Annotated in this window: 21 protein-coding genes; 17 read left to right on the forward strand and 4 right to left on the reverse strand. The window is 27.1% G+C overall.

The genetic code is table 4. The features are described from left to right. Positions 1-139 precede the first annotated feature (139 nt). The 5 genes from AC0B4N_RS02720 (at position 140) to AC0B4N_RS02740 (ending at position 7,101) form a co-directional block, all read left to right on the forward strand. The gene (locus AC0B4N_RS02720; RefSeq protein WP_465102329.1) at positions 140-1,888 is read left to right on the forward strand and encodes a S8 family serine peptidase; all 1,749 of its coding nucleotides are present in this window, start codon (positions 140-142) and stop codon (positions 1,886-1,888) included. Then, the gene (locus AC0B4N_RS02725; protein ID WP_465102330.1) at positions 1,872-2,687 is read left to right on the forward strand and encodes a hypothetical protein; all 816 of its coding nucleotides are present in this window, start codon (positions 1,872-1,874) and stop codon (positions 2,685-2,687) included. The genes AC0B4N_RS02720 and AC0B4N_RS02725 overlap by 17 nt, the downstream gene beginning before the upstream one ends. A gap of 295 nt (positions 2,688-2,982) precedes the next feature. Next, on the forward strand, positions 2,983-3,192 hold the full coding sequence (locus AC0B4N_RS02730) for a hypothetical protein (RefSeq protein ID WP_465101515.1): 210 nt from the start codon (positions 2,983-2,985) through the stop codon (positions 3,190-3,192). Between the two features lie 193 nt (positions 3,193-3,385). Continuing rightward, positions 3,386-4,567, forward strand: a complete 1,182-nt coding sequence (locus AC0B4N_RS02735; protein ID WP_465102331.1) for an IS3 family transposase — start codon at positions 3,386-3,388, stop codon at positions 4,565-4,567. Positions 4,568-4,851: 284 nt separating this feature from the next. Then, the gene (locus AC0B4N_RS02740; RefSeq protein ID WP_465102332.1) at positions 4,852-7,101 is read left to right on the forward strand and encodes a putative immunoglobulin-blocking virulence protein; all 2,250 of its coding nucleotides are present in this window, start codon (positions 4,852-4,854) and stop codon (positions 7,099-7,101) included. Between the two features lie 70 nt (positions 7,102-7,171). Here AC0B4N_RS02740 and era read toward each other — a convergent pair whose 3' ends face one another. From era to ybeY, 3 genes are read right to left on the reverse strand one after another with little or no spacing between them, the layout of a single operon-like run. Next, complete coding sequence (gene era, locus AC0B4N_RS02745; protein ID WP_465102333.1) at positions 7,172-8,050, reverse strand: GTPase Era; 879 nt, start codon at positions 8,048-8,050, stop codon at positions 7,172-7,174. Further along, positions 8,050-8,442 carry a cytidine deaminase gene (gene cdd, locus AC0B4N_RS02750; protein WP_465102334.1) on the reverse strand — a complete coding sequence of 131 codons (393 nt, stop codon included), beginning with the start codon at positions 8,440-8,442 and terminating at the stop codon, positions 8,050-8,052. The genes era and cdd overlap by 1 nt, the downstream gene beginning before the upstream one ends. 7 nt (positions 8,443-8,449) lie before the next feature. Beyond that, entirely contained in the window at positions 8,450-8,923 is a 474-nt protein-coding gene (gene ybeY / locus AC0B4N_RS02755) for an rRNA maturation RNase YbeY (RefSeq protein WP_465102335.1), read from the reverse strand. Positions 8,924-9,020: 97 nt separating this feature from the next. Here ybeY and AC0B4N_RS02760 point away from each other — a divergent pair, with 97 nt between their 5' ends. The 6 genes from AC0B4N_RS02760 to AC0B4N_RS02785 all read left to right on the forward strand — a co-directional run bounded on the left by AC0B4N_RS02760 (position 9,021) and on the right by AC0B4N_RS02785 (position 18,838). Next, entirely contained in the window at positions 9,021-14,669 is a 5,649-nt protein-coding gene (locus AC0B4N_RS02760; RefSeq protein ID WP_465102336.1) for an MGA_1079 family surface serine endopeptidase, read from the forward strand. Between the two features lie 240 nt (positions 14,670-14,909). Beyond that, positions 14,910-15,491, forward strand: coding sequence for a 50S ribosomal protein L11 (gene rplK / locus AC0B4N_RS02765; RefSeq protein ID WP_465102337.1), 582 nt, complete (start codon positions 14,910-14,912; stop codon positions 15,489-15,491). Further along, entirely contained in the window at positions 15,491-16,186 is a 696-nt protein-coding gene (gene rplA / locus AC0B4N_RS02770; RefSeq protein ID WP_465102338.1) for a 50S ribosomal protein L1, read from the forward strand. The genes rplK and rplA overlap by 1 nt, the downstream gene beginning before the upstream one ends. Before the next feature lie 282 nt (positions 16,187-16,468). Beyond that, positions 16,469-17,227 carry a hypothetical protein gene (locus AC0B4N_RS02775; protein WP_465102339.1) on the forward strand — a complete coding sequence of 253 codons (759 nt, stop codon included), beginning with the start codon at positions 16,469-16,471 and terminating at the stop codon, positions 17,225-17,227. Between the two features lie 358 nt (positions 17,228-17,585). Next, entirely contained in the window at positions 17,586-18,050 is a 465-nt protein-coding gene (locus tag AC0B4N_RS02780) for a hypothetical protein (RefSeq protein ID WP_465102340.1), read from the forward strand. 2 nt (positions 18,051-18,052) lie between these two features. Further along, positions 18,053-18,838 carry a hypothetical protein gene (locus AC0B4N_RS02785; RefSeq protein WP_465102341.1) on the forward strand — a complete coding sequence of 262 codons (786 nt, stop codon included), beginning with the start codon at positions 18,053-18,055 and terminating at the stop codon, positions 18,836-18,838. A 234-nt stretch (positions 18,839-19,072) separates the two neighbouring features. Here AC0B4N_RS02785 and AC0B4N_RS02790 read toward each other — a convergent pair whose 3' ends face one another. Beyond that, entirely contained in the window at positions 19,073-20,254 is a 1,182-nt protein-coding gene (locus tag AC0B4N_RS02790; RefSeq protein WP_465102342.1) for an IS3 family transposase, read from the reverse strand. 106 nt (positions 20,255-20,360) lie between these two features. Between AC0B4N_RS02790 and AC0B4N_RS02795 the strand changes: the two genes are divergently transcribed. From AC0B4N_RS02795 to AC0B4N_RS02820, 6 genes are all read left to right on the forward strand, one after another. Then, complete coding sequence (locus AC0B4N_RS02795; protein WP_465102343.1) at positions 20,361-20,516, forward strand: hypothetical protein; 156 nt, start codon at positions 20,361-20,363, stop codon at positions 20,514-20,516. Between the two features lie 179 nt (positions 20,517-20,695). Further along, on the forward strand, positions 20,696-21,544 hold the full coding sequence (locus AC0B4N_RS02800; RefSeq protein ID WP_465102344.1) for an IS30 family transposase: 849 nt from the start codon (positions 20,696-20,698) through the stop codon (positions 21,542-21,544). Between the two features lie 295 nt (positions 21,545-21,839). Continuing rightward, on the forward strand, positions 21,840-24,488 hold the full coding sequence (gene gyrA, locus AC0B4N_RS02805) for a DNA gyrase subunit A (protein ID WP_465102345.1): 2,649 nt from the start codon (positions 21,840-21,842) through the stop codon (positions 24,486-24,488). 79 nt (positions 24,489-24,567) lie between these two features. Then, positions 24,568-25,185, forward strand: coding sequence for a tRNA (guanosine(46)-N7)-methyltransferase TrmB (gene trmB / locus AC0B4N_RS02810; protein ID WP_465102346.1), 618 nt, complete (start codon positions 24,568-24,570; stop codon positions 25,183-25,185). A 1-nt stretch (position 25,186) separates the two neighbouring features. Continuing rightward, positions 25,187-26,266, forward strand: coding sequence for a zinc-binding metallopeptidase family protein (locus AC0B4N_RS02815; RefSeq protein WP_465102347.1), 1,080 nt, complete (start codon positions 25,187-25,189; stop codon positions 26,264-26,266). Positions 26,267-26,322: 56 nt separating this feature from the next. Then, a complete protein-coding gene (locus AC0B4N_RS02820) occupies positions 26,323-26,565 on the forward strand; it encodes a YneF family protein (RefSeq protein WP_465101533.1) in 243 nt (80 codons plus the stop codon). The last annotated feature ends 14 nt before the right edge of the window (positions 26,566-26,579 follow it).

The following is a 26,579-nucleotide window of genomic DNA, read 5'->3' on the forward strand; positions in this document are numbered from 1 at the left end:
TATATATGTTTATAAATATCTTTTATATATATATATATATATAATTTTATTATAAATATAAAAAATTGTATAATTAAAATGCCTTAAATTTTTAAGGCAAAAAAGTTGATAATGCTTAATGAATAGGAGTTATATATGTATGCAAAAAAAACTTAAAAAAATATTTATTATTTCGTCTATAGCATCATCTGGAATTCCAATGGTTGCCATAAACGGAATCGATACTGTAAATAGTTTAAATAATAGTATAACAGAAGATTTAAAAATACAAAATATAAATTTAGAAAGTCAATATTTACAAGTTCAAAGCACAGGATCTGAGCAACATTTGTTAAATTTTGGTGTAAATAGGTTAGAAATATTTACAAAGTTAAACAATGTTCAACAATCTGAGGTTATAAAATTTATAAAGGAAAATGTTGGTAACGATATACCAGTTAAATATGAAGAATTTGCGGGTGTTTTATCCATCGCTTATTTAAAAAATATTAATAAGAACATTTTAATTAATAAAGTTCTTAATTATTTTATTGATAATAAAATTACTTATAACAATATTTATAATTTTAATACAAAGACTCAATACGAAGATTTTGAAAAAAGCAAACTTGATAATAATAGTGAAGAAAATTTACAAATACCTGAAAGCAGATACAACTATGTAAATTTTAAAAATGAATCTGATAATGATCATTTATTTTCATTTGTAGGACTAACTAAAAAGACACGCGAAAGACATTTCAATAGTTTTATAAACAACAAATTAAATGTAGGTGTTTTAGAACTAGGGGTAGCCGAGACACATTCAAAAGCTTTTGATTGAAATAGAAAATATGGAAATGGTATTTGGTGAAGAGACGTATGATTTTATAGTGAAAAATCATCGAGACATGCCACCCAAGTTTCTGAATTAATAGCTGGTACAAAAGGAATTAATCCAACAGTTACTGTAGTATCTGTTCAGGCTGATATGAAGTGAAATGGCCTTTCAAGTGAATTCAATTATTTACTAAAATATACTAATTTAGTAAATAATAGTTGGGGATATCCATATGATCCAGATGATACCATGAAATGATTGTATAATTACTTAGACAATTTAATTTTTAACAACCCTGAGTTAATAAATGTTGTTGCATCTGGCAATGGTTATCGTAGACAAAAAGAAATGAGTGCTCTTGCTCTATCTAAGAATAGTATTGTTGTAGGAGCCACTTCAAATACAAATCCCGAAAAGCGTGCTGATTATAGTCAAGTTGGGAATTACAAAAACTACTTATCAGTTGTCGCGCCTGGCGGAGACTATTGATTCTCTGATAGAACAATTTATGAGGACATAGAATATGGCTACGATAATTCTGGAACTAGCTTTTCAGCTCCGGTAGTTACCAGTATAGCTGCTATGTTAAAACAAAAATATAAAAGTTATTTTGATTTAGGTTCAGACTCAATTATCTTTAAATCTGCACTTATTACAGGATCAAGAAAACCTAAAGGTATCAGTAATCTTTATACAGTTGAAACTGGATTCGGTATCCCTCAATATGATAAGATTGAAAATGCATTGCAATCTCTAATTGTATTACCAAATGCTAAAAAAGGAAATAACCCTACTACTAACACTAGAAAAGTTTACTTTAATAAAGGTGATAAAATCAGAGCTTCGCTAGCCTTTTTATATAATGGCACAAATGACAAAACTGATGTTGATTTTAAAGTTAAAAATGAAATTGGTATAACCATAGATTCCTCAAATTCTTCATTTAACAATATTGAAGTTGTTGAATTTACTGTTCCTTTTTCAGGATGATACACACTAGAAGCCTATATACCTAAAACTACCAGAAATAGTGTGGAGACTGTAATTACATATGTTAAAGAGAACTAATAAAAGGAAACTTTGAAAATATACTTTGTTTGGTTTTTTGGGTTTAAGTATTCTTAGTATTCCGACAACTCTTTTATTAATACATTATAATGATTTGAAGAAACAAGAAGAATATTCTAAAATCCATAATTATGCATTCTGGAACTCTAATGGTAGTATTTTTACAAAAGAAGGTGGTTCGCCACAAGTTTTTGCGATTGATAAAGATAGAATTGCTGATGAAGATAAGCATTATTTAGAACATATTGAAATAAATGAGTATACTCCTGGTTCTGGTTTTGGATTTTATCATGTTTTTAAGTATTATAATAACTTAACTTATGATAACTTGCATAATAAAAAATTCCCCAAATGAAAAACAAAAAATATACAAGGCAATAGTTATCTATTTAAAAACAAAGATGATTTTATCAACTTATTAAAGAAGAACCAACCTAATTATTATACTAGCGATACAGTTATCTTAAATGACTATGCAGAACTATTGAGCAAAATTAATTTTGAGTCCCATGATTTATTAATGTTAAATAATTTTTTAGGTCTTAAATTAGCTTGATCTGATAACCGAAAATTGGGTTGGAATATTTCGGACTACAATTTGGATATAAATAATAAAAAAATTGTAATAAATTTTGAGTATAATGATAAAGTTCGTAAATTTTTATTCACTAATGATTTTAAATGAGGAGCACATGGTGCTTTTGGAAATGATGAGTGATATAAAACCTATTTTTTAATTGTTCCAAAATCAGCTGCTAAAAATGCAGAAGAGTTAGACATTGACTTTGTATATAATTAATTTTAAAATAAACCACAACCACAATTAAAAAAATAAATATTTAGCAAAATAAATCTGGACAGAAACGATGATATTTTCACGTTAACTTTTCTGTCCAGATTTAACATACGAATATTTTATTAAAAAGAAAGATATTATTAAATGATATTTAAAAAACTGAAGAATTAAAAAAATTTAGGCAATACAATAAATATTAAATTTTAACATCTTAAGCAGAATTTAGTATATTTCACAAAATTAGAAAAATATTTTAATAAATAACTAAAAGAATAAATTAAAACTATATAATTTAATTATGATTATAAAAAAACAAAACAAGAAATCACCTAAGACTAACAAAATTGCCACCAAAAAGAAAAAGAAAGTTCTTGATTATTCTTGAATTAGTACTTTAAAAAAGGATGAAAAAGATGCGGTAATAATGTTCTACGACAGAATTTTTAAAGAAAATAATATTGAAGTTGATATTAACGAAGCATTACAAGCAGAAAAAAATAAGCATTAGACCTTAGTGTTTAATATTCATTAGTTGTTTATCTAAAATTAATGTATTAGTATTATCTTTTATGCAAAACTTTTTTGGGTTTTAATCAAAATTTGCAAAAATTAAAGCCGGACAGAAAAGTTAACATGTAAATGTTAGCTTTTCTGTTACCATTCGTTGGTACCAACGAAGAATTTTTTTGAAAGGATAAATTATGTCAAGACATTTAAAGAAAGAAGAATTTGCAAAAATATATGAAGAATATCAAAAATTAGGTTTCCCAGGTGCTTTCCAAGCTATTTACCAAATATCACCAGAAACAAAAAACTTACAAAGAAATAGTGTAAAAGTTAGAATTAATAAAATAATTAAGTATTATAATTTAGGTATGGAAGACTTATTGCAGACAAAGAAAGGTGAAAGCCGTAAAAAAGGAAGCGGCAAACCTAAGACGAAAAGAGAACCAAATTGAGATATTTTTGATCGTGATGATTTGTTACAAATAGCTAAAAGATATTATGAAATTACCAACGAATTACCTAAAAGTAAGAAAGTTATTGAATCTAAAAGTTTTAGTATAAGTTATGTTAAGCTTGCAGAAGTTTTTGGCATTTCTAGACAAACAATTTCTAAAACTCAAAATATTAAAATTGCACAAAAACTCCCTAAATATAGTGATGTAATCGAAAAATCGTTCGCAGAAACAAAGTCAAGATATGGAAGGTTAAAACTAAGTGTTTACATATCTAAAAAATACAAAATAGATATAAACGAACGTTCATTAGGGAGATATATGAACCTTTTAGGCCTAAAATGTAAGCTTAGACAAAAATCAAAACGAAAAGAAATTAAAAATCTATCTACTCAGATTGATAACTTCGTAAATCGTGATTATAATGATCAAAACAATCGAAATATTTATGCAACTGATGTTTCATATATAAAAGCGCCAAAAGATGTGTTAGAATCACACGTTTATTTGTCTGCAATTTTGTCTCATAAAACTAAACAAATTGTTGGTTTTAAATTATCAAAAAGTAATAATCTAGAACTAGTTTTAGACAATTTAAATTCATTAAAGCAATACAAATCCAAAAATTTTATCATTCACTCAGATCATGGCTTTCAATATACACATCATCAATATATCAAAGAAGTTAAAAATCTTGGTGGGATTATTTCGTTATCAAGAGTGGGAAATTCTCTTGATAATCGAGAAATTGAATATTGGTTTGGAATCATTAAAACTGAATTATTAAATGATTTAGATTATTCAAAAATAACATTTAATGAACTTAATGATATGATACAAGAATATGTAATTTGGTACAACAATGACCGAATTCAATCAAACTTAAACTGAAAAACTCCACAGCAATTTGCTATGGAATTATAAATAACTAAAATGTTAAATTTTGCTGTCCATGTTTAAATCATAGTATTTATTTTCAAAAATATAGTTAAGTAGCTAATTACAACGTAATAAAATATTAAATTAATAAACCAGACTAATTATAGTCAAGTTTTTTTAACTTTTAATTTTTATATTCTTATCTAGTCAAATCAATATTACAAGTTTTTATACTTTTTAGTTATATATATATATATATATATATATATATATATATTATAATAAGTTAATTACAAATAACATAATAAATTAAATAAAGGAAACAAACCATGAAATTAAAAAAAATAATACTTTTAACTACCTTTACAAGTGTAACAACTTTATCTGTAGTATCATGTTCTTCTCCTGAAGATGAACAATTCGAAAAATATTTTGACAAACTTTTTGCAGATTCAAAACACCTTATTACTAGTGAGCAAAAAGAAGCTATGCGAGAAGCTTTTAAAATTAGTTTAAAAGACCCAGAATTTAAAAAAGGTGTTGATGTATTACTAAATAATACTATAAATAATAATTTACTTAACATACAACAACAAACTCAAGAAGAAACTAATTATAAAAATGCTCATAAAACCGTTTTAGATAAAAATGTTGATAATATTAGCATAGCTGATGCACAAATAGTAAGAAGTGCAATCAATGAGTATAGTAATTTAAGCAAAGAAGTTAAAACTAAATTGCAATCACAAAAAAACCACTTAGATTCCCTTTTAAAAGAAATAGTTAGTTTAGAAAATCGCCAAATAAATAATTTTAGAAATATTCATAATGTTATTTTGAATAAGACTGTTAGCAATGTATCTCTAGCTGATGAAGCAAGATTAAATTCTGCACTTAGTGATTATCAATCCTTAAGTAATAACATTAAAAGTAAATTAGATTATTACTATAATATATTATTAAATTTACAAGATACAATAACTGATTTAAAACGTGTTGAACAAAACCAAAAAAATATTAATACTAAAGTGAATAATTATAAAAATGCTCATGCTGAGGTCTTACGTAAAAATACTAACAACATTACAATAGATGATGAAACTAAAGTTAAAAATGCTGTAAATGCATATTATAGCTTAGATAGCGAGACCAAAAGTAACTTGCAAGCAGAAATTAAGCTTCTTGATAATTTAAATAAAAAAATAATAAGTTTAAAACAAGCAAATCAAGGTTCACAACAAAGTGATAAAAATCCAGAACCAAATAATCCAAATACAGATACACAAACTCCAAGTTACCAAAACTCTAATTATACTAGTGATGAAAATAACATTCTTGGTTTTGATACACTAGATGTTGAGCAACACAGGCTAGATTATTTCAGTTTACAAAATTACCAGAAAAATTGAAGTATTCAAGATATTAAATATGAACTTGAATCAAATGGATATCGAAGTTTAATTGGTAATGTAGATGGAATTAGTGCAACTAAATATAAAACTATTAAACAAGTTGATAATCAATATCAATATGCTATTATCATTGAAATAGATGTTTCGCAGCAAAATGCATACCAAAATGCTAAGGCTTTTATTTCCAAGTTAAACAATGATCCTAAATATAAAGTAACTGGTTACCGTATTAAAAATATTGGTAAAAGTAACCGTAATCAAAATATGGATGAAATCTTTGATGCACTACCTGATAAATTACCTTTATTAGAATTATTTTTTGCTTCAACTAATACAAATGTAATGAAAAAGTTAAAAGATAAGGAAATTAAAGAATTAAACTTTTACACTGAGCCAGGTTTAAATACTGGATCCAATATTGAAAATTGATCAATCAACCCGCTTGTTTTAACTAAAGTCAAAAATTTAAATCTAAATGACAATACTAATAAAACTAGATCATATGATGTGATTAAATTTGACAACTTATCATTTGATGAAGAAGATGTTTATATTGCTGGTGAATTTGACTTATATAAAGTGAACAAGGCTTTAAAAATGTTTTATTGAACCAGAAATAATGAAAAATTCTTCCAAGGATTAAATCGAACTTATAGTCTTAAGGATAATAATAGTCGTAATTTTGTTGCATCATGACCACTTGGTCTTGATTTTTCTAATGTACCAAGCATAAAAAACTTAGCAGGTTTAGAACTTAAAGATCGAAATGGTAATGAAAGAAATTTAAACAAAATTAAACTCTATAACAATCAATCTATTTGAACAATTTCTGCTCAAGATATGAATAAAGGTCAATTTAGTGATATTCTAGTCGGTGATAATTTTAATAATGTACCAACTAAAATTACTTTTAGTAACGCTAAAGCAACTAAGGAAATTAGGATAGTTGTAGAAAAACCAAATAATTATGAGCGGCTAAATTATAATGGAATAGCTGAGCTAAGAAATTTATTAAAATATAATGAAGGTATTTTTGATGAATATAGTGTTATTATTGTTCAAGAGGGCGAAACTAGTTTATTTCAATCAATAAAAGATGCTGGTTTTAATGCTAGGTATGAAAAAGAACAAGATAAGAAAATCCCATATAATACTAAATCAAAATAATTTAAACAATGTAAACCACTAATAATAAAAGCCATATGTATGTAAATACATATGGCTTTTAAGTTATCTTTTAATATCCAAATTTTGATAATTGTTGTTCATTATCATTTCATTTTTTGGCTACTTTAACTTTTAATGTTAAGGTAACTTTGGTTTGCAATTGGTGTGCTATTTTATGTCTTGCATTTTGGCTTATTTGTTTAATTTTAGACGCATTTTTACCAATTAGCATACCTTTTTGTGAATCTTTTTTAACATAAATATATGCATCAATATAAATATGTTCAGGATCTGATTCATTAAATTCTGTTACTTCAACTGCTATTGAATGAGGCAATTCTTCATACAGTAAATTAATGGCACTTTCCCTTATGATTTCTTTAGCTATAAAACGTATAGATTTATCTGTAATGTAATCTGGATCATATTGCAAAGTATCTTCATAGGCAAAATTATCTTTAATTAATTTAAGTAAATAATTTATTGAATTTTTATTACTTATATCAGTAGATACAATGTAATCAAAGTTATATGCTTGTAATTCAGATATTTTGGATGTTAATAATTCTGGATTTCCTTTAATTTTATTGACTTTAGAAATAACTGCAATTTTATGCGTTTGATTAGTAATTTTTTCTAAAATTAATTTATCACCTTTGCCAATTTTTTCGTCAGCTGGGCTTAAAAATAAAACTACATCCACATTTTTAATTGACTCGTAAGCAGATTTATTTAAACTTTCACCAAGTTTATTTTCGGCTTTATGAATTCCAGGAGTATCAGTAAAAATAAGTTGGAAATCTTCATCAGTATAAATACCAGTTATTTGGTCCCTTGTTGTTTGGGCAGTATCTGTTACAATTGCAATATCATAGCCAACAATTGCATTTACTAAACTGCTCTTACCAACATTTGGCCTTCCTAAAATACTAGCAAAACAAATTTTCATTATTTAATATCTTTTGGTGTAATTGGAAATGGAACTAATTCAGATAATTTGTTTATGCGCACTTTTTGCCCATCATTTGAATATTGGTAAATTAATGCATCTTGCGGCATAAATTCGCTCATTACTTGGCGACACCCAGCACAAGGACTTATTTCATCTTCTTTTTTAGAAATAATGTGTATCTCTTTGAAACTCCCAACTTTTGCTCCGTAAGCAACTGAGCCAAATAAGGCACTGCGCTCAGCACATAAACCAGACGGGTAAGCAGCATTTTCAACGTTAACGCCAGGGTATTCATTGCCTAATTCATCAATAGCAATAGCGGCTACTTGGAAATTTGAATATGGTGCATACGATTTAGTTAATAAATATCTTAATTTTTCAATGTTCATAATATTGTTATCCTTCACGTGTAATATTTAATGGGTTAAATATAGCATCAACAATTTTGTTCATTTCGATTCTTTCGTTTTCTTCTTCATGATCATAACCAAATAAATGTACCAGCCCATGGGTAAATAAGTAACAAAATTCTCGTTTTAGAGAATGATTAAATTTAATTGCCTGGCGCTTTACTCGATCTCAACAAATCACCAATTCTCCTAAGTGTAGTAATGGCAATTTATCATATAATTCTTGATCGCGGAAATCAAATGATAAGATATCAGTAATATAGTCTTTATTACGATATGTTTTATTCAATTTTTTAATTTCATTGCGTGAAACAAGTGAGACATCTAAAATAATTGTTTGCTTGTCATGTAAATTAAAATAATTAATAAAATTTTTTAAAATTTTGTATAACTCATTTTCAAAAACTGTTGGTGCTTTAATATTATTTATGAAATTAATTATAGTTTGTTGTGATTTCACAAATATATTATATAATATATTTATAGTAAATATTTCATTTTCTGGAATGTTTATTATTTTTAAAATATAAATTCAAACAAAGAAAGGAATTGACTATATGAAAAAAACAAAGAAAACATTTATATTATTAACAAATATTATAGCTTTACCACTTGGTTCTGTTGCCGCTATTGCGTGTAATAAAGGCCCAGAAAAGCCTGCAAATCCAATTGACCCAATTCAAGGCAGTGTAAAGAACTTTACAACTACTCATGCAGAAATTCTAGCTAAAATTCCAAGTAATGCTGCCCTAACAGATGAATCTAAATTAAATGCTGCTTTAAATGATTATAATAATTTAAATTCAGATATTAAAACTGCTTTAACAAGTCAAAAAGCATTATTAGATCAATTAAGTGAAAAAATACGCGAACTTAAAGAGACTCAAAACAATAAAATACAAAATCCAAACCCTAGTCCAAGCGATCCAAATAAACCAAATGAACCTAGAAAACAAAATGAATTAAGTGTTAAACAAGACAAAATTAATGCTATTAAACAAAGCGCAGCTAGTTTACCAACTGGTGTTATTTCAATATTTGATACTATCTTAAATAATGAAACATACCTGCAAGAAGTTAGTGTTGACACCTTAACGAACTTTGTTAATACCTTATTAACTATTAATAGTAATTCTTCTGCTTATCAAACAAAAAATTATCCAAGTGAATATCAAAACTTTTTAGAAAAAGTTTTAGACAAAAACTATAATTCATTACTTACTCAATATCAAAATAGTATTACTTTAATTAGTTCAAACAACCAAGAAATTTTAACAAATTTAACAAATGAATTACCAAAACTTCAAGAGCTTGAAACTAGTTTTGTAATTTTTAAGGCAAATGGTGAAAAAATCTTAAATGATTTTAATGAAATAGTTAAGATTTTTAACCAAGAAAATTCAATTTTTAATTCTGAAGTTAAAACTTCTTTATTAAATTTAGAAGCAGTTAATGATTATAAAACCAATAATAATTTATTAAAGTCTATTAATAAATATTCATCTATTAATACAAAAGCTTTAAGTTTAAAAACTATTTATAAAGCTTTTGTGGCTAAAACTAATAAAGATGCAGCAACTAATGATTTTATTAATTCAGTAAGTTCATATTACAATGGAGAATTTATTAATAATGCTAAATTATCTGATCCTAACTTGGTTAGCCAATTAGATACTTTTATTAATCAAGCTAACGAAATTAGTAAAAATTCTCAAAACGAGGAGAATTTAAATAATTTAAGAACTCAAGCTAAAACAAATATTAATAGTTTAAATAATTTAAGTAATGAACTTAAAAATGCATTTGGAACTTATATTGATACTTTAAATATTGAATCATTAATTAATGAAACAAAAAACAATGCTAATTTATACAATAATAAAGTTACAGATATTTTAGCTGCAATTAATGAAGCTAATAAAGTTAAAGCCACAAGTAAATACAATAATGCTTCTAATAAAACTGATTTTGATAGATATTTATCAGAAGCATCAAATTTATTAGGAAATAACTTATTGATTAATAAAGCTGAATACGTTAATTCAGCTTCAAATATTAATTCTATTAACAACATTTTAAATAATTTATCTGAAGCTCAAAGTAATTTAAACGGTAATGCTTCAAGTGCTGAAATTCAACAATTTAAAACAGATATTGAAAGTAAGCTTACACCTCAATTATCTGAGAATTTAACAAGATATAATTTAGCTAGTGAAGTATACAGTGTAAATATTACTGAACAAAACAAAAGCCTCTTTTTAGCTAATCCAAAAGTTGAAGGAGCAACTTTAACTTTAAAAGCAATTAAAACTGTTGAAAGTAATATTAACCAACTCACCTTTGTTTATACAGCTAAAAGTACAAGCGAAGCATCGCTAGTAACCGATGTAGAAAAAACGTATACTTTTACTAATGATTTTAATACTAAATTAAATTTACTTAATTACACTAATTTAGATGAAATTTTCACTGTAAACTATGAAAATTTAAAAAATTATTACCAAAGTGATTTAAGTGCTAGTGAAGCTAACATTAAAGAAAACTTTAATGCCAAAAATAATATTTTGCATAACTATTTTAAATTTAGATTTAAGGCAGGAAGTTTCAAATATGAAAATTCTAAAGTAGCAGCAGAACTGGAATTTTTAGTTAACGAAAGAGTTGCTAAAACTTTGAAATTATCAACTCAAAATAATGTTACTTTTAAAGAAGAATGGTTAAAAGGGGTAAGTATAACCCCAAGCGATTGATTCAAGCAACAAAAATTCTATAAAGAGCCTGGATCATGACAATTACCTACTAATGATCCTAATTTTTCAAAAAGGTATCTATTTTTTGTATCACAAAAATCTTCTAATATTTTAACGTGATTTGCTCTTGATATTTTCAATACTGAAAAGGACAAAATCGAAAGTTTAAAAAATAAAGAACTTAAATCACAAGTTAATTTAGTTAATCCAACTGTAAAAAATAACAATAACCAAAATGCTTTAACACCAGATGAAATCAAACAAGTTCATGCAAAAATTAAAGAAAATCAACTAAAACAAATCTTTACAGTTAATGTTCCTTGAGGAGCAAATTGAGAATTAATTAACTATAATGAAACTGATATTTTCCATGTTAATGATTCTAATAAAGATGTTGCTATTTTTAAATTTAAAGTTAAACAAGGTGATAAAGAACAAATTATTGATGTTGAATTAGCAAATGAAAAAAATGATAAATCAACTAACCAAGATCAAAATGATTTTAATTATTTATTAAATTTAATTAAAACAGAGACTAAAGAGGATGCTTCCAAAATTTTAGAATTAACAAAGGTTAAAGATCCGAAGAAAACTCATAATCAAGTTAATTCTAAAGATGCAGTTAATGCATTTAATGAATATTATGAATTACCAAAAGCAGGTAAATTCCAAATATATGCTGATGAATTAACTGAATCTAAAAACTTTGTAGATTCTAGTGTTGGAGGAAGTGCAAAAGTTAAATTCTGAATTAAAGAAAATGGAACTGTGGTTGATAAAACTTCTAACAGATTTTTAGTCAATTATCAAAGTCTTTCAGAATACTCTAAAACAATTAAATACTTTAAACCTTTAACATATTTAGACGTTAAACCTGCTAATTCTAATAGTTGATTCACTGCATCAGATTTTGGTGCTGCTAATATTGATCAAAATCATAAAAGTATTATTGATCAAATTAATTCAACTAACTTTGAATTACGTAAAGCTAACGTAGCTAACAATACAAATTATGCAATTATAGATCCAAAAGATATCGTAACTCAAAATGCCGCTAATAAACTTAATTATTTACTTAAATTAAAAGCAAATGCAACAAGTGAAGATAGTTCAAAAAATAATGAATTTAAAAATCCAAGTAAAACACAAGCATCAGATGATAAGAAAATTGAAAATAGTAAGCAACAAGAAAGTTTATGATCTTCTACAGCAAGCATTGCTAATACAAGTGATCAAAGTAATTCAATAAACTTAACTGAAATCCAAAAAAATTACTTTGTTTATTATTACGATGTTGTAAGTAATAATTCAAATGAACTAAGTTTTAAACTAGGATTTATTAACAAAACTGATACTACTAAAAGATATACTAATTCTTCTAAGGTTATTACTCTTAAAAACCTTAGAAATGATTATAAAGAAAACTTATATCCTGAAATAATAGTAAATGCTTTAACTTATGATGATTTAACAATTACTAACATTAGTTCATTATCAGCACAAGAATTTATTAGTAAAGATAAAACTTCTTTAAAATCTTATGTCAGTGTAAAAAATAATCAAACCTATAAAAACTTTACTCTTAGCAAAGATCAATTTAGCATTGAAGAAGTAAAGCCAGGTGATAATAATTCAGTTTATGTTAAGTTTAAAGTTACAAATCCGACTACTAATTTATCATACGTTGCTAATACTTGATATAAAATAACAGGTTTTAGATCAGGAACTACAACTAAAGAAAACTTAACTTTTAAAACCACAACATTGCAAACAGTTTTCAACTCAAGTTCAAGCATAACTAGAACTAGGGAAATTGAACCATATTTTGAAGATCTGCTCTGAACTTATGATGCTAAAACTAATTCAGCATCATGGACTTTAGCTGAAAAATATATCTCAAAAACTCTGTTAGCAAATAATGCAACTCAAAGAAAATTAATAGTCACATTATTTGCTAACCAATTAATTCAAGATGATCATAGGTTAAAAAGAATTAGTGGTGAAGGTGAAGAAACTTATAAACATACCCCTTATGAATTTGACTTTGAGCAACTATTTGCAGGTCAAACTTTATCAGTTTCACGGCAAACGAAATTATATTCAAAATTAAGTGGTGGCAATTATCCACAATTTAACTATACTTTAAGTGCCAAGTATGAAGCTGGTAAAGGTGTTATTTTTAAGGTTACTGTTGATGATAATCAATATAAAATATTAGTAGCTAATCCATATAAAGAAGCTATTACTTATAAAGAAACATTAGATAGTTCTAAATTTGGTAATTTTGATAAAAACAAAGCCTTTTTAATTAATACAGCTGGGGCTAATGTAACAATAAAATATACCAACTCACTTCAAAAAGAAACTTTTAGTATTTTAGAAACAAATCAATTTAACTACCAAAAGTTAGATTATACTCAAGAAAATCAACCAATTTTATTCTATAACTCAGAAGAAATAATTAAATCAAATGAATATAACCCAAACCAAAATGTTAGTTATAAATTACACGAAGGTTATAAACTAGACCAAGAATATATGCATAGTTCTTGAGAAGGAATTGACCTTGTTGATAATGTAAAGGCTCGTAGCTTTGCGTATAATCGTGGTTCAGCAACTATGTTAGCTAAGGTATCTAAAGATCCTTTAGATGGAAGATTTTACGTTATAACTAATAACCACGTGCAACATATTTCAAACTTTAGCGAAGTTGAAGGTGAGAATTTAGGTAAAAAACAACAAAGTAGTTATTTAACCAAAGCATCTAATAATTTTGGGAATGATGTTGATGATGGATTTTCATATTGAAGCGGCTTAAATGTTGCTAATGAAGTACCTATTGAAGTAATTTGATCAGGTGTTGACCAAATTAATGAAAAAGGCGAAAAAGCAACTGGTATGCAAGTTGACATAACAGTCTTTGCGGTAGATATCAAGCCTTTAATTGAAGCGGCTCGTAAAGAAGGAAAATTTGACTTAGTTGCATGATTTGAAAATTGATATAAATTACCAAATATGGATATGAACTATTTTGGTTCTGAAGATGGAGTCCAATTTGGACCAAATGTCAAACAATTTGCTATTAACGGTTTTCCATATGGAAAACAAGCTGGATACTTTGTTAATCGAGCGCAAACTAGCTCAAGTGTAATAAGTTTATTTAGACAAAATGGTTATGTGCAATCATTCTTTAATTCAGGAAATTCTGGCACGGGAATTTTAGGACCAAATAATTCATATATTTCAACAATTAATTCTGGAGTTCCTTTAACTGAATTATTAGCTTGAAACTATGAAACATCTGCTTATAACTATTTAGGAGTTAATAAACCTGGCCAAGAAGCTTTAAGTATTAAAAACACAAATTCAGTAGCAGCTCAAATTTTAAGATGACATCTTAAAAAACCTGCTGAAGTTGATTTGCCTTGATTTTTACAAGAAGCTAAAGGTAATTAAACAAACTAAAAACCTTTCAATATTTTGGAAAAGTAAAATAAGCTTGAAAGGTTTTTTTTATATATTATTTTGGTTGTTTTTAATTTAGTATTCTGTCGAAAAACACCAAAAAAACAAACAAAAATAACTTTTCAAAATTATTTTTTTTATTATAATAGAAAAGCAATATTTAAGTTATTGCCTCTTACTAGTGGGAGATATCAAAATATCGCTAGACCACAATATCGAAAGGATACAAACATGGCAAAAAAAGAAATACAACGTGTTGCTAAATTGCAATTCCTAGCTGGAAAAGCAAAGCCTGGGCCAGCTCTTGCTGGTGTAGGTGTTAACATGCCAGAATTTACTAAAGCATTTAACGATGCAACCAGAGACAGAGGTGATGAACCAGTTCCTGTCTTAATTACTGTTTACAAAGATAAGACATTTGAATTTAAATTATTCACAGCGCCTGCATCATACAAAATTAAACAAGCTGCTAAGATTCAACAAGGGTCAAAAAATGCTAAAACTACTATTGTTGCTACAATTTCTAAAGATCAACTTAGAGAAATTGCTGAATATAAATTACCTGACTTAAACACAAATGATATTGATGCTGCAATGGCTACAATTGCTGGTACAGCAAAACAAATGGGTGTTTTAGTTGAAGGTTATGATGATATTTTTAAAGCAAAAGCTGCTGCCAAATCAGCCGCACTTGCTGAATTGAAAGCCGCGGCTTTAGAAGCTGACTTGGCAAACTTAGCCGAAACTAAAGGACAAGGTATTGAAGTTACAACTATTAGTGATGAAGAAAAAGCTAATGAAGGAGTTGAATAATGGCTAAACATTTATCTAAAAATCTCAAAAATGCTCGTGAGCAATTTGATAGAACTGTTGCTTATGATTTAGAAGAAGCAATAGAATTAGCTAAAAAAACTTCATATGCAAAATTTGATGCTTCAATTGATTTAGCATTTAACTTAAACCTTGATGTACGTAAAGCTGATCAACAACTTCGTGGATCTGTATTATTACCAAATGGTACAGGTAAAACAATTAGAGTTTTAGTTGCGACAAATAGCCCTGAAAAATCAAAAGCGGCTAAAGAAGCAGGCGCAGATATTGTAGTTGATGGACCAGCCCTTGAACAAAAAATAAAAGAAGATGAATTTGATTTTGATGTAATGGTTGCTGATCCTGCTATGATGCCTTTATTAGGAAAATATGGTAAAAAACTAGGACCTAAAGGTTTAATGCCTAACCCTAAAACTGGTACAGTTACACCAACTCCTGAAAAAGCAGTTGAAGAACTTAAAAAAGGTAAAGCAAACTACCGTACAGATAAAGCAGGTATTGTCCACTCATTAATTGGTAAACAGTCAATGTCAACACAAGCATTAGCAGAAAATGCAAAGGTTCTTATTTCTTTAATCAAGAAACTAAAACCTGCTGCAGTTAAAGGGACTTATATGTTGAACTTAACAGTTTCTGCTTCAATGGGACCAAGTGTAAAAATTAAAATTGATAAATAATTTTTAAAATCAAGCCTATTTGGCTTGATTTTTTACTACTAATATTTTAGCTATATATGACATAAAAACTGTCATAGTAAATTTACAAGTTTATTTTCTAAACTTTTTGTTTACATTTTTTTAATTGATTAAGTTTATAAAAAATAAATTATGAAGTATGATATATCTATCATATATTGAACGTAATAATATAAAATTTATTATATAATTTATGTGTTGTAAATCAGAAAAAAATATTACCACACATTAACTGAAACAAATATTTGAAAGGAAACATATTTTATGAAAAACATTAAAAAAATATTATTTGGATCAATAATATCAATTTCCCCATTGTTAACCTTCTCCTGCTCAGAACCTTTAACTGAAGAAGATGCTATAAAAGAAGTTAATAAGATATATAAATTAATTCTCCCAGCAAATCAAAGTTTTTCTAAATTTAAAGTATTTGCCCCTGAAGATTGGGTGGAAACTAATGGTGATAATGTAGAATATATAAAAGAACCTAGAAAGCAAGAAAACAACACAACATTTAATTTAAATTATTTTAATTCTGATTACGAGTACTCATATAATTCTTTTATTAAAATATCTAGCAAGGAAGAATTTAATAATAAAATTATTAAACGATTTAAAGAGTTAAATAATCAAAATGACTTTAATGAAGATGCACAAATTAAAGCATTATTTGAAAGATTATACTTAAATAACCAAGATGTTTATGAAGTTTTGAAACTGAAAGATATTTACATTAAACCCTTTATTGAATACTCAAACTATGGAGAAGAGGAATATTTAATTCCATTTTATGATAACGATAAAGTAACTTTAAATGTTATTAAAAATATTAACGATTTGCATCGCCCAACAGTTATGCCTGCTAAATATAATTGAGAAGTTTTCTCAATTAATAAAAATGCACAAATAATAATAAATGAATTGAATTTAGAACGAATCAATGGAACTGGTCCTTGAGATTTCCTAGGTTTTTATACTAAGATATCGAATTGATATAACCTAGAATATAAAAAGCATTATTAATTCAATTAATTTAATCTTAAATCCCGACAAAAAAGTTAACACGAAAATGTTAGCTTTTTTGTCGGGATTTATTTTTCCCGAATAGTTAGTCCTTGTCTAAATTTTGCTGTCTGTGTTTAGGCTGAAGCTTTTGATATAGGCATAAATCCTTAAATTAATTTTAGTCTATTTTATGGTTTCCTATATTTAAGAATTCATTTTTTTTATTATAAGGTTTACTAGTGAATTTTAAATTATAAAGATTATGATTAACTTAAAGTTATATTATTTGAATTTTTATAAATTATTTCTAATGCATTATATACATGTTATAATTTTTTTGTATTAAATAAATGAACAATTAAGGAGTACCAAAATAATGAAAAAAGTTAAATCTAAAATTTATTATAGCATGTTTGGGCTTGCATTTGTATCTTTACCAACTTCTTTTAGTTTTATACATAAAAACAGACATATATCAGAGAAATTAATATTTGAAGTAAAAAAGTTTCCAGATATTAATATAAGTAATTTATTTATATCAAATAAATATAAGGATTTATCAAAAAATTCCCGCCAGGTATATTTATCTAAATGTGATAAAATTCGTGCTTCTTTAGCATTTTTATATAATGGCACCAACGACAAAACAGATATAGATTTTCTAATTAAAGATACATCCGGTAACTTAATCGCTTCCTCTTCATCTGGTAATAAAAATATTGAAGTTGTTGAATTCACTGTTCCGAATTCAGGTTTTTATAGATTTGAGGCATATAGATATTCAAAAAACACAAACCCTGTTCAAGTAGCAATTACATATGTTAAGGAAGACAATAACTAATAATGGTTTGAAAAATGAGAAAAAGTCTTAAGTATGCACTTTTATTTTTAGGTTCTTCTGTTTTAATAATATCAACATCATTATATGCTTGATATCGAATTGAACATAATCAATGGCAAAAAGACAGTGAAAAAGGTGGTAGTTCTTATTGGAATAAAGATAGAACACTTCTAACTTTAGAATCGGGGTATCCAAGTTTATTTATAAAAGATCCCATTCGCCCGTTAACTATAAAAAGTGAATATGATTATTATGAACCATGGAAATATAGTAACATGGATGTTCGACTTGACGAGAACAACCAAAACTCACCATGAGTTTATTCAAGTAATAATTTTAAAAATACTACATATATTTTTAAAACAAAACAAGATTTTATAAACTTGTTTAGACGTGTTAGTGCTGAAATTCATTCATATCCAAATGAAGATTTTATTATTAAAGAATTTAAAGAATTATTAGATAACATCAATTTTGAAACACATGATTTAATTTTATTAAATAATTATTATAGTCCATCAATGCCAAGTCGGGGTGATCGCAGGAAAATAGGATGGGATATAAAAAATTATAAATATGATTATGTTACAAATACTCTTTGATTAGAATGAACTAAAAACTATAAAATGAAGAAATATTTTTGAATTTCTGATTCTAGTAATTGAATTAATGATAAAGCAATAGGTTCTAATAGTTGATATAGAAGTTATTTTCTTATACTCAATAAGACAAAAGTAACAGATTCAAATGAAATTAATTTAAAAATAGAATATGATTGAATAAAATAACTAAATGTTTTGAAAGTATTATAAATAATATTAGTAAAAGCAACAAAGTAAACTTTGTTGCTTTTACCATTCGTCAATCTAAGTTATAAATATTTATTAAATGGAAATGTCACATGCAAGTTTTTTTGCATGTGACATTGTTTTTGTCTGCCTTGTAATAAAATAGTTGTATTAATAATTTTTCAAAAAATAAAGGAGATAAACATGGACAGCAAAATTTAACATTTTAGTTATTTATAATTCCATAGCAAATTGCTGTGGAGTTTTTCAGTTTAAGTTTGATTGAATTCGGTCATTGTTGTACCAAATTACATATTCTTGTATCATATCATTAAGTTCATTAAATGTTATTTTTGAATAATCTAAATCATTTAATAATTCAGTTTTAATGATTCCAAACCAATATTCAATTTCTCGATTATCAAGAGAATTTCCCACTCTTGATAACGAAATAATCCCACCAAGATTTTTAACTTCTTTGATATATTGATGATGTGTATATTGAAAGCCATGATCTGAGTGAATGATAAAATTTTTGGATTTGTATTGCTTTAATGAATTTAAATTGTCTAAAACTAGTTCTAGATTATTACTTTTTGATAATTTAAAACCAACAATTTGTTTAGTTTTATGAGACAAAATTGCAGACAAATAAACGTGTGATTCTAACACATCTTTTGGCGCTTTTATATATGAAACATCAGTTGCATAAATATTTCGATTGTTTTGATCATTATAATCACGATTTACGAAGTTATCAATCTGAGTAGATAGATTTTTAATTTCTTTTCGTTTTGATTTTTGTCTAAGCTTACATTTTAGGCCTAAAAGGTTCATATATCTCCCTAATGAACGTTCGTTTATATCTATTTTGTATTTTTTAGATATGTAAACACTTAGTTTTAACCTTCCATATCTTGACTTTGTTTCTGCGAACGATTTTTCGATTACATCACTATATTTAGGGAGTTTTTGTGCAATTTTAATATTTTGAGTTTTAGAAATTGTTTGTCTAGAAATGCCAAAAACTTCTGCAAGCTTAACATAACTTATACTAAAACTTTTAGATTCAATAACTTTCTTACTTTTAGGTAATTCGTTGGTAATTTCATAATATCTTTTAGCTATTTGTAACAAATCATCACGATCAAAAATATCTCAATTTGGTTCTCTTTTCGTCTTAGGTTTGCTGCTTCCTTTTTTACGGCTTTCACCTTTCTTTGTCTGCAATAAGTCTTCCATACCTAAATTATAATACTTAATTATTTTATTAATTCTAACTTTTACACTATTTCTTTGTAAGTTTTTTGTTTCTGGTGATATTTGGTAAATAGCTTGGAAAGCACCTGGGAAACCTAATTTTTGATATTCTTCATATATTTTTGCAAATTCTTCTTTCTTTAAATGTCTTGACATAATTTATCCTTTCAAAAAAATTCTTCATTGGTACCAACGAATGGTAACAGAAAAGCTAACATTTACATGTTAACTTTTCTGTCCGGCTTTAAGACCTTAAAATTATATGAAAAATTTAGAAAAATATATTTGTGTTTTTGACAAATATCGAAAAGAAAATAAATATCAACATTTTAAAATCGAAGAGAATCATAATACTATCTTGAAAATGCAAGGAGCTCTTGAGTCGCATCGAAAATTACGATCAGATCAAATCATCTAGAGCAACTTTATAATATTTTACAAGAATTTTCTGAAGGCTTCTCAATCCAAGAAGTAGCCAAGATTTTTAACAGAGACATTCGAAGTATAAAAAGCAAAATTAAAATTATTACAAATCGCAGACCACTTAGTTTAGATAAACAAAATCGCTATGTTTGTCCTAAGTGTTCAAAAAGAGTAATGCGGGTTAAAACCCTTAATTTTACTAAACTATACGAACATTTATTAGGTTATTCATTTTCGCGACTCTTTTTTGTAAGTGATACAATTAAAGAGAAATGAAAGGCCTACAAAAAATATTGGTATAGCGAGCTTAATACATACAATAAAAATAGAAATAAAAAGAATTTGCAGCAAAAAGAAGTTAAGAAATCAGTTACCTATCTTGTGAATTCTTTTAAAAAATTATCCCCTGATGAATTTGCTCCTTCGCCTAGTACAATTTATAAAATAATCAAAAAATACCCTTATTTCCTTGAATTTGACCACATTGTTAAAAAATCTGAAGGCAAATATGGCATAAGGAAGAAAAAACAAACCAAACCTAAAACATTAAAATATGCTACAGAAATTTCAAAACGTCCAGCTTATATTAATGATCGCTCTGAACACGGCCATTTTGAATTAGACACCGTTATTGGTAAAATCAATGATACATATTGTATTGTGACGATAATTGAACGGCAAACCAGAATGTCTTATGCTATGCTCTCAAAACGCAACTCCAAAGCTATCAAACAAACTCTTATCAAACTAATCAAGAAACATAACTTAGACATTAAAACATTAACAGTTGATAATGGTAGTGAAAATGTCTTATTGCACCAGGTAATTCCAACTGAAAGACTATTTAAATGTCAACCATATAGTTCATGACAAAAAGGTTCAATAGAAAATATGCACCGCTTAATTAGGTATTACATTCCCAAAGGAAAAAGCTTAGATAAATACTCTCAGCAAGAAATTGATTATATGATGGAAAAAATAAATAACTATCGACAAGTTGTCCGGCAATATAAGATAACCTAAAATTTTTTTTAATCCCCCGCCTTTGATTGCAATCAAAGGGGCCTTACTTTTGGCAAAAGTAAGCAAAACCAACGAGAAAACACTGCCGTGTTTTCTGTTTTCGCATACATTTTTTTATCTAAAAATTATGTTAAAATTAAAAGACAATTATTTTGTTAATATCTCGCAAGTGACTTTTCCAAAAAACAAGTTATAAATATTGAGTATGCAAGAGTTTAAAAATTCACTTTTGTGATATAATAAAATTATTATTTATAATAATTTTGTTGAATTTTAACAATCAAAGGAGCAAAAAATGATATTTAATTTAGATAATGCAGATAACAAGAAACAAACTTTGGAACCTGAATATGAATATGAAGAAGATAAAAGAGTGGTTTTTAAAGATGATATAGAATCCACTAATGATGATAATGTTGAAGAAATAATCCCTCAAGATAACGATGATTATTTAGTAAAGCCTAATTTAATTACAGAACCACAAGGTGGACTTAAGCCAGTTATTGTGGATGACGAAATGAAAACATCATTTTTAGAATATGCAATGAGTGTTATTGTTTCCAGAGCTTTGCCTGATGCGCGCGATGGTCTAAAACCAGTGCACCGAAGAATTCTATATGATATGTTTGAACTAGGAATTACCCCCAGTTCCCAACACCGTAAAAGTGCAAGAATTGTTGGTGATGTTTTAGGTAAATATCACCCTCATGGTGATTCATCAGTTTATGAAGCAATGGTGCGTATGGCACAAGATTTCTCTATGCGCTATCCATTAGTTGACGGACATGGAAACTTTGGCTCAATTGATGGCGATCAAGCTGCGGCAATGCGTTATACTGAAGCAAGAATGACAAAACTCTCAAGTGAACTCCTTGAAGGAATTAAAAAAGATACAGTTGATTTTGTCGATAACTATGATGCAACAGAGCAAGAACCAGTTGTCTTACCTGCTAAATTTCCAAATTTACTAGTTAGTGGTTCCTCAGGTATTGCTGTAGGTATGGCTACTTCAATTCCACCACACAACCTCACAGAAATAATTAATGCCACGATAGCATTAGCTAAAAACCCTCAGATTACAACTATGGAATTAATGCAAAGTGTAAAAGGACCTGATTTTCCTACTGGAGGAATAATTTTAGGTACTAAAGGAGTTCTTGATACTTATGAAACAGGACGCGGTAGCATTATCGTTAGATCTAAAACACAAATTATCGAAAAAGCTAACGCTAAATCAAAAATTATCGTTACTGAAATTCCTTATGCAATTAAAACCAGTACAATTATTAAAAAAATTGTTGAACTTGTTAAAGAAAAAGTTATTGATGGAATTGCTGATATTAGGGATGAAACAAATCTTAATGGAATTAGAATTGTTTTTGATATTAAAAAAGGATATAGCCCAAGCATTATTTTAAATCAATTATTCCAAAAATCAGATTTACAAACTACATTTAATTCAAATTTAGTTGCTCTAGTTAATGGAGAACCTAAAACCTTAAGTTTAAAACAAGCATTAAATGTTTATTTAGATCATCAAAAGGATGTTTTTACTCGTAGACTTAATTATGATTTAACTAAAGCACAAGAAAAAGTTCATATTTTAGAAGGGTTAAAGGTTGCAATTTTAAATATTGACGAAGTTATTAAAATTATTAAAAGTTCTAAAACTGATCAAATTGCACAAGATAATTTAATTGCTCGCTTTGAATTTACTGAACGCCAAACTAAAGCAATCTTAGATATGAACCTACGTCGGTTAACTGCTTTAAATTATGAAAAGATGGTTGATGAAATTAACCAACTATATATTGAAATAAAAGGATATCAAGAAATTTTAGCTAGCGAAGAAAAACTTGTTAATCTAATTATTGAAGAATTAGAAACAGTTCGGGATAAATATGATGATAATCGCCGCACTAGCATTGATTATTATGGAGTGGGAAAAATTAATGATGAAGATTTAATTCCACGTAAAGAAATTGTAATTACTGCATCCATTAATGGCTATGTGAAAAGAATTAATTTAGATCAATATACTACGCAACGCCGCGGAGGTGCAGGTTCAACAAGTATGAAGACTTATGATGATGATGATATTTCATTAATTTTAAAATCCTCAACACACTCCAACTTACTACTTTTTTCAAATTTTGGTAAAGCATATGCCTTAAAAGGATATCAAATTCCAGAAGTGTCAAAACAAAGTAAAGGGCAACCTTTTATTAACATTTTAGAAAACTTAAACGTTAAAGAAGATGAGAAGATTATTTCAATAATTTCTGTTGATGAATTTGCTGATGATTTATTTTTAGCAACCATTACAAAAAAAGGTATTTTCAAAAAAACACCTCTTTCATTATTTAGTAATGTACGCCGCTCAGGTATTTTAGCTTTTAAATTACAAGATGAAGATCAATTAGTCAGAGCATTTATCGCTACATCTGGCGATAATGTCCTTGTTGCTAATAACTATAAAAATATTGCACTATTTGATATTGATTCAGTACGTACTTTGGGTCGCAACTCACTTGGTGTTAAAGCAATAAAACTTGTAGAAGGCCAATATGTAATTAATGGTTCTTCAAATAAAGATGGAGATTTAATTTTTTCATTAGGAGCTAAAGGATTTGGAAAAATTACTCATGAATCTGAATATAGAGTTACAAGACGTGGGGCTAAAGGAGTTACAGGTATTAATCCAGAAAAATCAGGACCTTTAGTCTTTGCCTCATTTGTTAATCAAGAAGATGAATTATTAATAATCACTTTAAATGGCAATACAATTAGAATTAAACTTGATCAATTTAACCAAACTGCAAGAAATACTAAAGGTGTAAAAGTTATTAATTTACGTAATAAAGATCAAATTGTTGCGGTGGAAGTTTTAAAAAATATTAATAATACTCAAAAACACGATGAGAATCAAACACCTTATGATTAAGGTGTTTTTATATTAAATAATCAAATAATTTATAAATAAGTTAGTTTATAAATGTAATAATTATTTATAATATGTAATTATGAGATTACGTTTTGATAATACAGCACAGGATAAACTTAATAATTCTAAATTTTATCTGCAAACTTTTCCAATTCAAGTATATAAAAATGATGTCATTGAAATTGGAGCAGGAAAAGGGGAAATGATTGTGCAACTTGCGATAAATAATCCTAATATAAAATATTATGCATTAGAAAAATATCAAACTGTTGCTAATAAAATTTTAAGTAAGATAAAACAATATAATCTAGAGAATTTATTTATTATTACTAAAGATGCAAAAGAATTAAACGACATTTTTATTGGAAAAGTAGAGCAAATTTGATTAACATTTTCTGACCCTTGACCAAAAAATGCTCACGAGAAACGCCGTTTAACTTACAAAACTTATTTAGATTTATACAAAAATTTACTTGTTAAAAATGGTAGTTTGTGATTTAAAACAGATAATGATAAATTATTTAATTACTCAGTTGAATCATTACAAGAAAGCAACTGAATAATTACAGATATCACTACTGATTTACACAAATCAAATTATAATCTTAACAATTATCAAACAGGCTATGAAACAAAATGAGCAAATCAAGGTAAAAATATTAATTTTTTAATTGCTCGCTATAATTGAAAGGAATAAAATGAAAAATAATTTTAAACAAAGATTAACAAAATATTTAGAAATCAAAGCAATGTCACGATATGAAGAACCGATTGTTGACGAACTAAAAGCAAATATTCCAAGCATTTATGAGGTTTCACGGGATAAACTTGGCTCAGTAATTTTTTACAAAAAGTCAAAAGTTGAAAATGCTCCAAAAGTAATGATTGCAGCCCATATGGATGAAGTTGGTTACATTGTTAGATCAATTTCAAAACAAGGGCAACTTTTACTATCAGCAATTGGCGGAATTTGAGCTTCAACTATTATTGGGACAAAAGCTATTTTAAAAGTAGGAACTGGTAAAGAATTCATAGGTGTTTTTGGACATACTAGCATTCACATCATGGAAAGTGAAAAAGTTGCAAAAGCATTAACTAATGATGAATTGTACGCTGATTTTGGTTTCAAAAGTGAGCAAGAAGCTCTAGATAATGGTGTTGAAATAGGAGATCCGATTTTTATCTCAGGCGAAACAATATACTTTGATAATCCAGATTTACTTGGTGGGAAAGCAATGGATAATCGTGCTGGGGTGACTATTTTGGAAAAAATTGCAAATGATCTATCAAACAAAGATTTAAATGTAGATTTATATTTAGTTGGAACTGTTCAAGAAGAAGTAGGAACAAGGGGCGCTAGAACCTCAGTATCTATTATAAAACCAGATATTGCTATAGCATTAGATACAACATCAACCCATGATACAATTGGTACAATACCTGGAACTACTGCATTATTTAAAGGTGCTGCTTTAAGGGTAAAAGATGGTGGGACACTTATGGACCCAAAACTTATTAAATGTTTTATAGATATTTCAAAAAAATACAATATACCAGCATATAAGTTTGTAGCTGCAGGTGGCGGAACTGATGCTGCTGAGTTACAATACTCTCCTAATGGCGGGGCTGCAACTTTAACTCTTTCATTAGCACAACGATATTTACATAGCCCTATTGGAGTTTGTGCCATAAGTGATTTAATGGCAACTGCTAATTTAATTATAAAGTTCTTAGAAGATTTTGATAATGAGACATATCAAAATATTGTTTTTAAGTAAAATATAGTATAATTAATTTAAATTATTAGAATTAATAAAAAATTGGAGGCAAAATTATGGTAGAAATGACTACTGGAATATTTATTTTAATGATTATATTAGTAGTAATTGGAGCGGTAGCTGCAGCTGCATTTGTTACTTTTATGCTAACTAAAAAATTCTTTGAAAAACAATTGCGTGAAAACCCACCGGTAAATGAAAAAATGTTGCGTGTGATGTTTAATCAAATGGGTAGAAAAGCAAGCGAAACACAAATCCGCCAAATCATGCGTTCTATGCAAAATGCAAAAGATAACTAATTTAATAAATATTA

It is taken from the genome of Mycoplasma sp. 13536 (assembly GCF_055523495.1).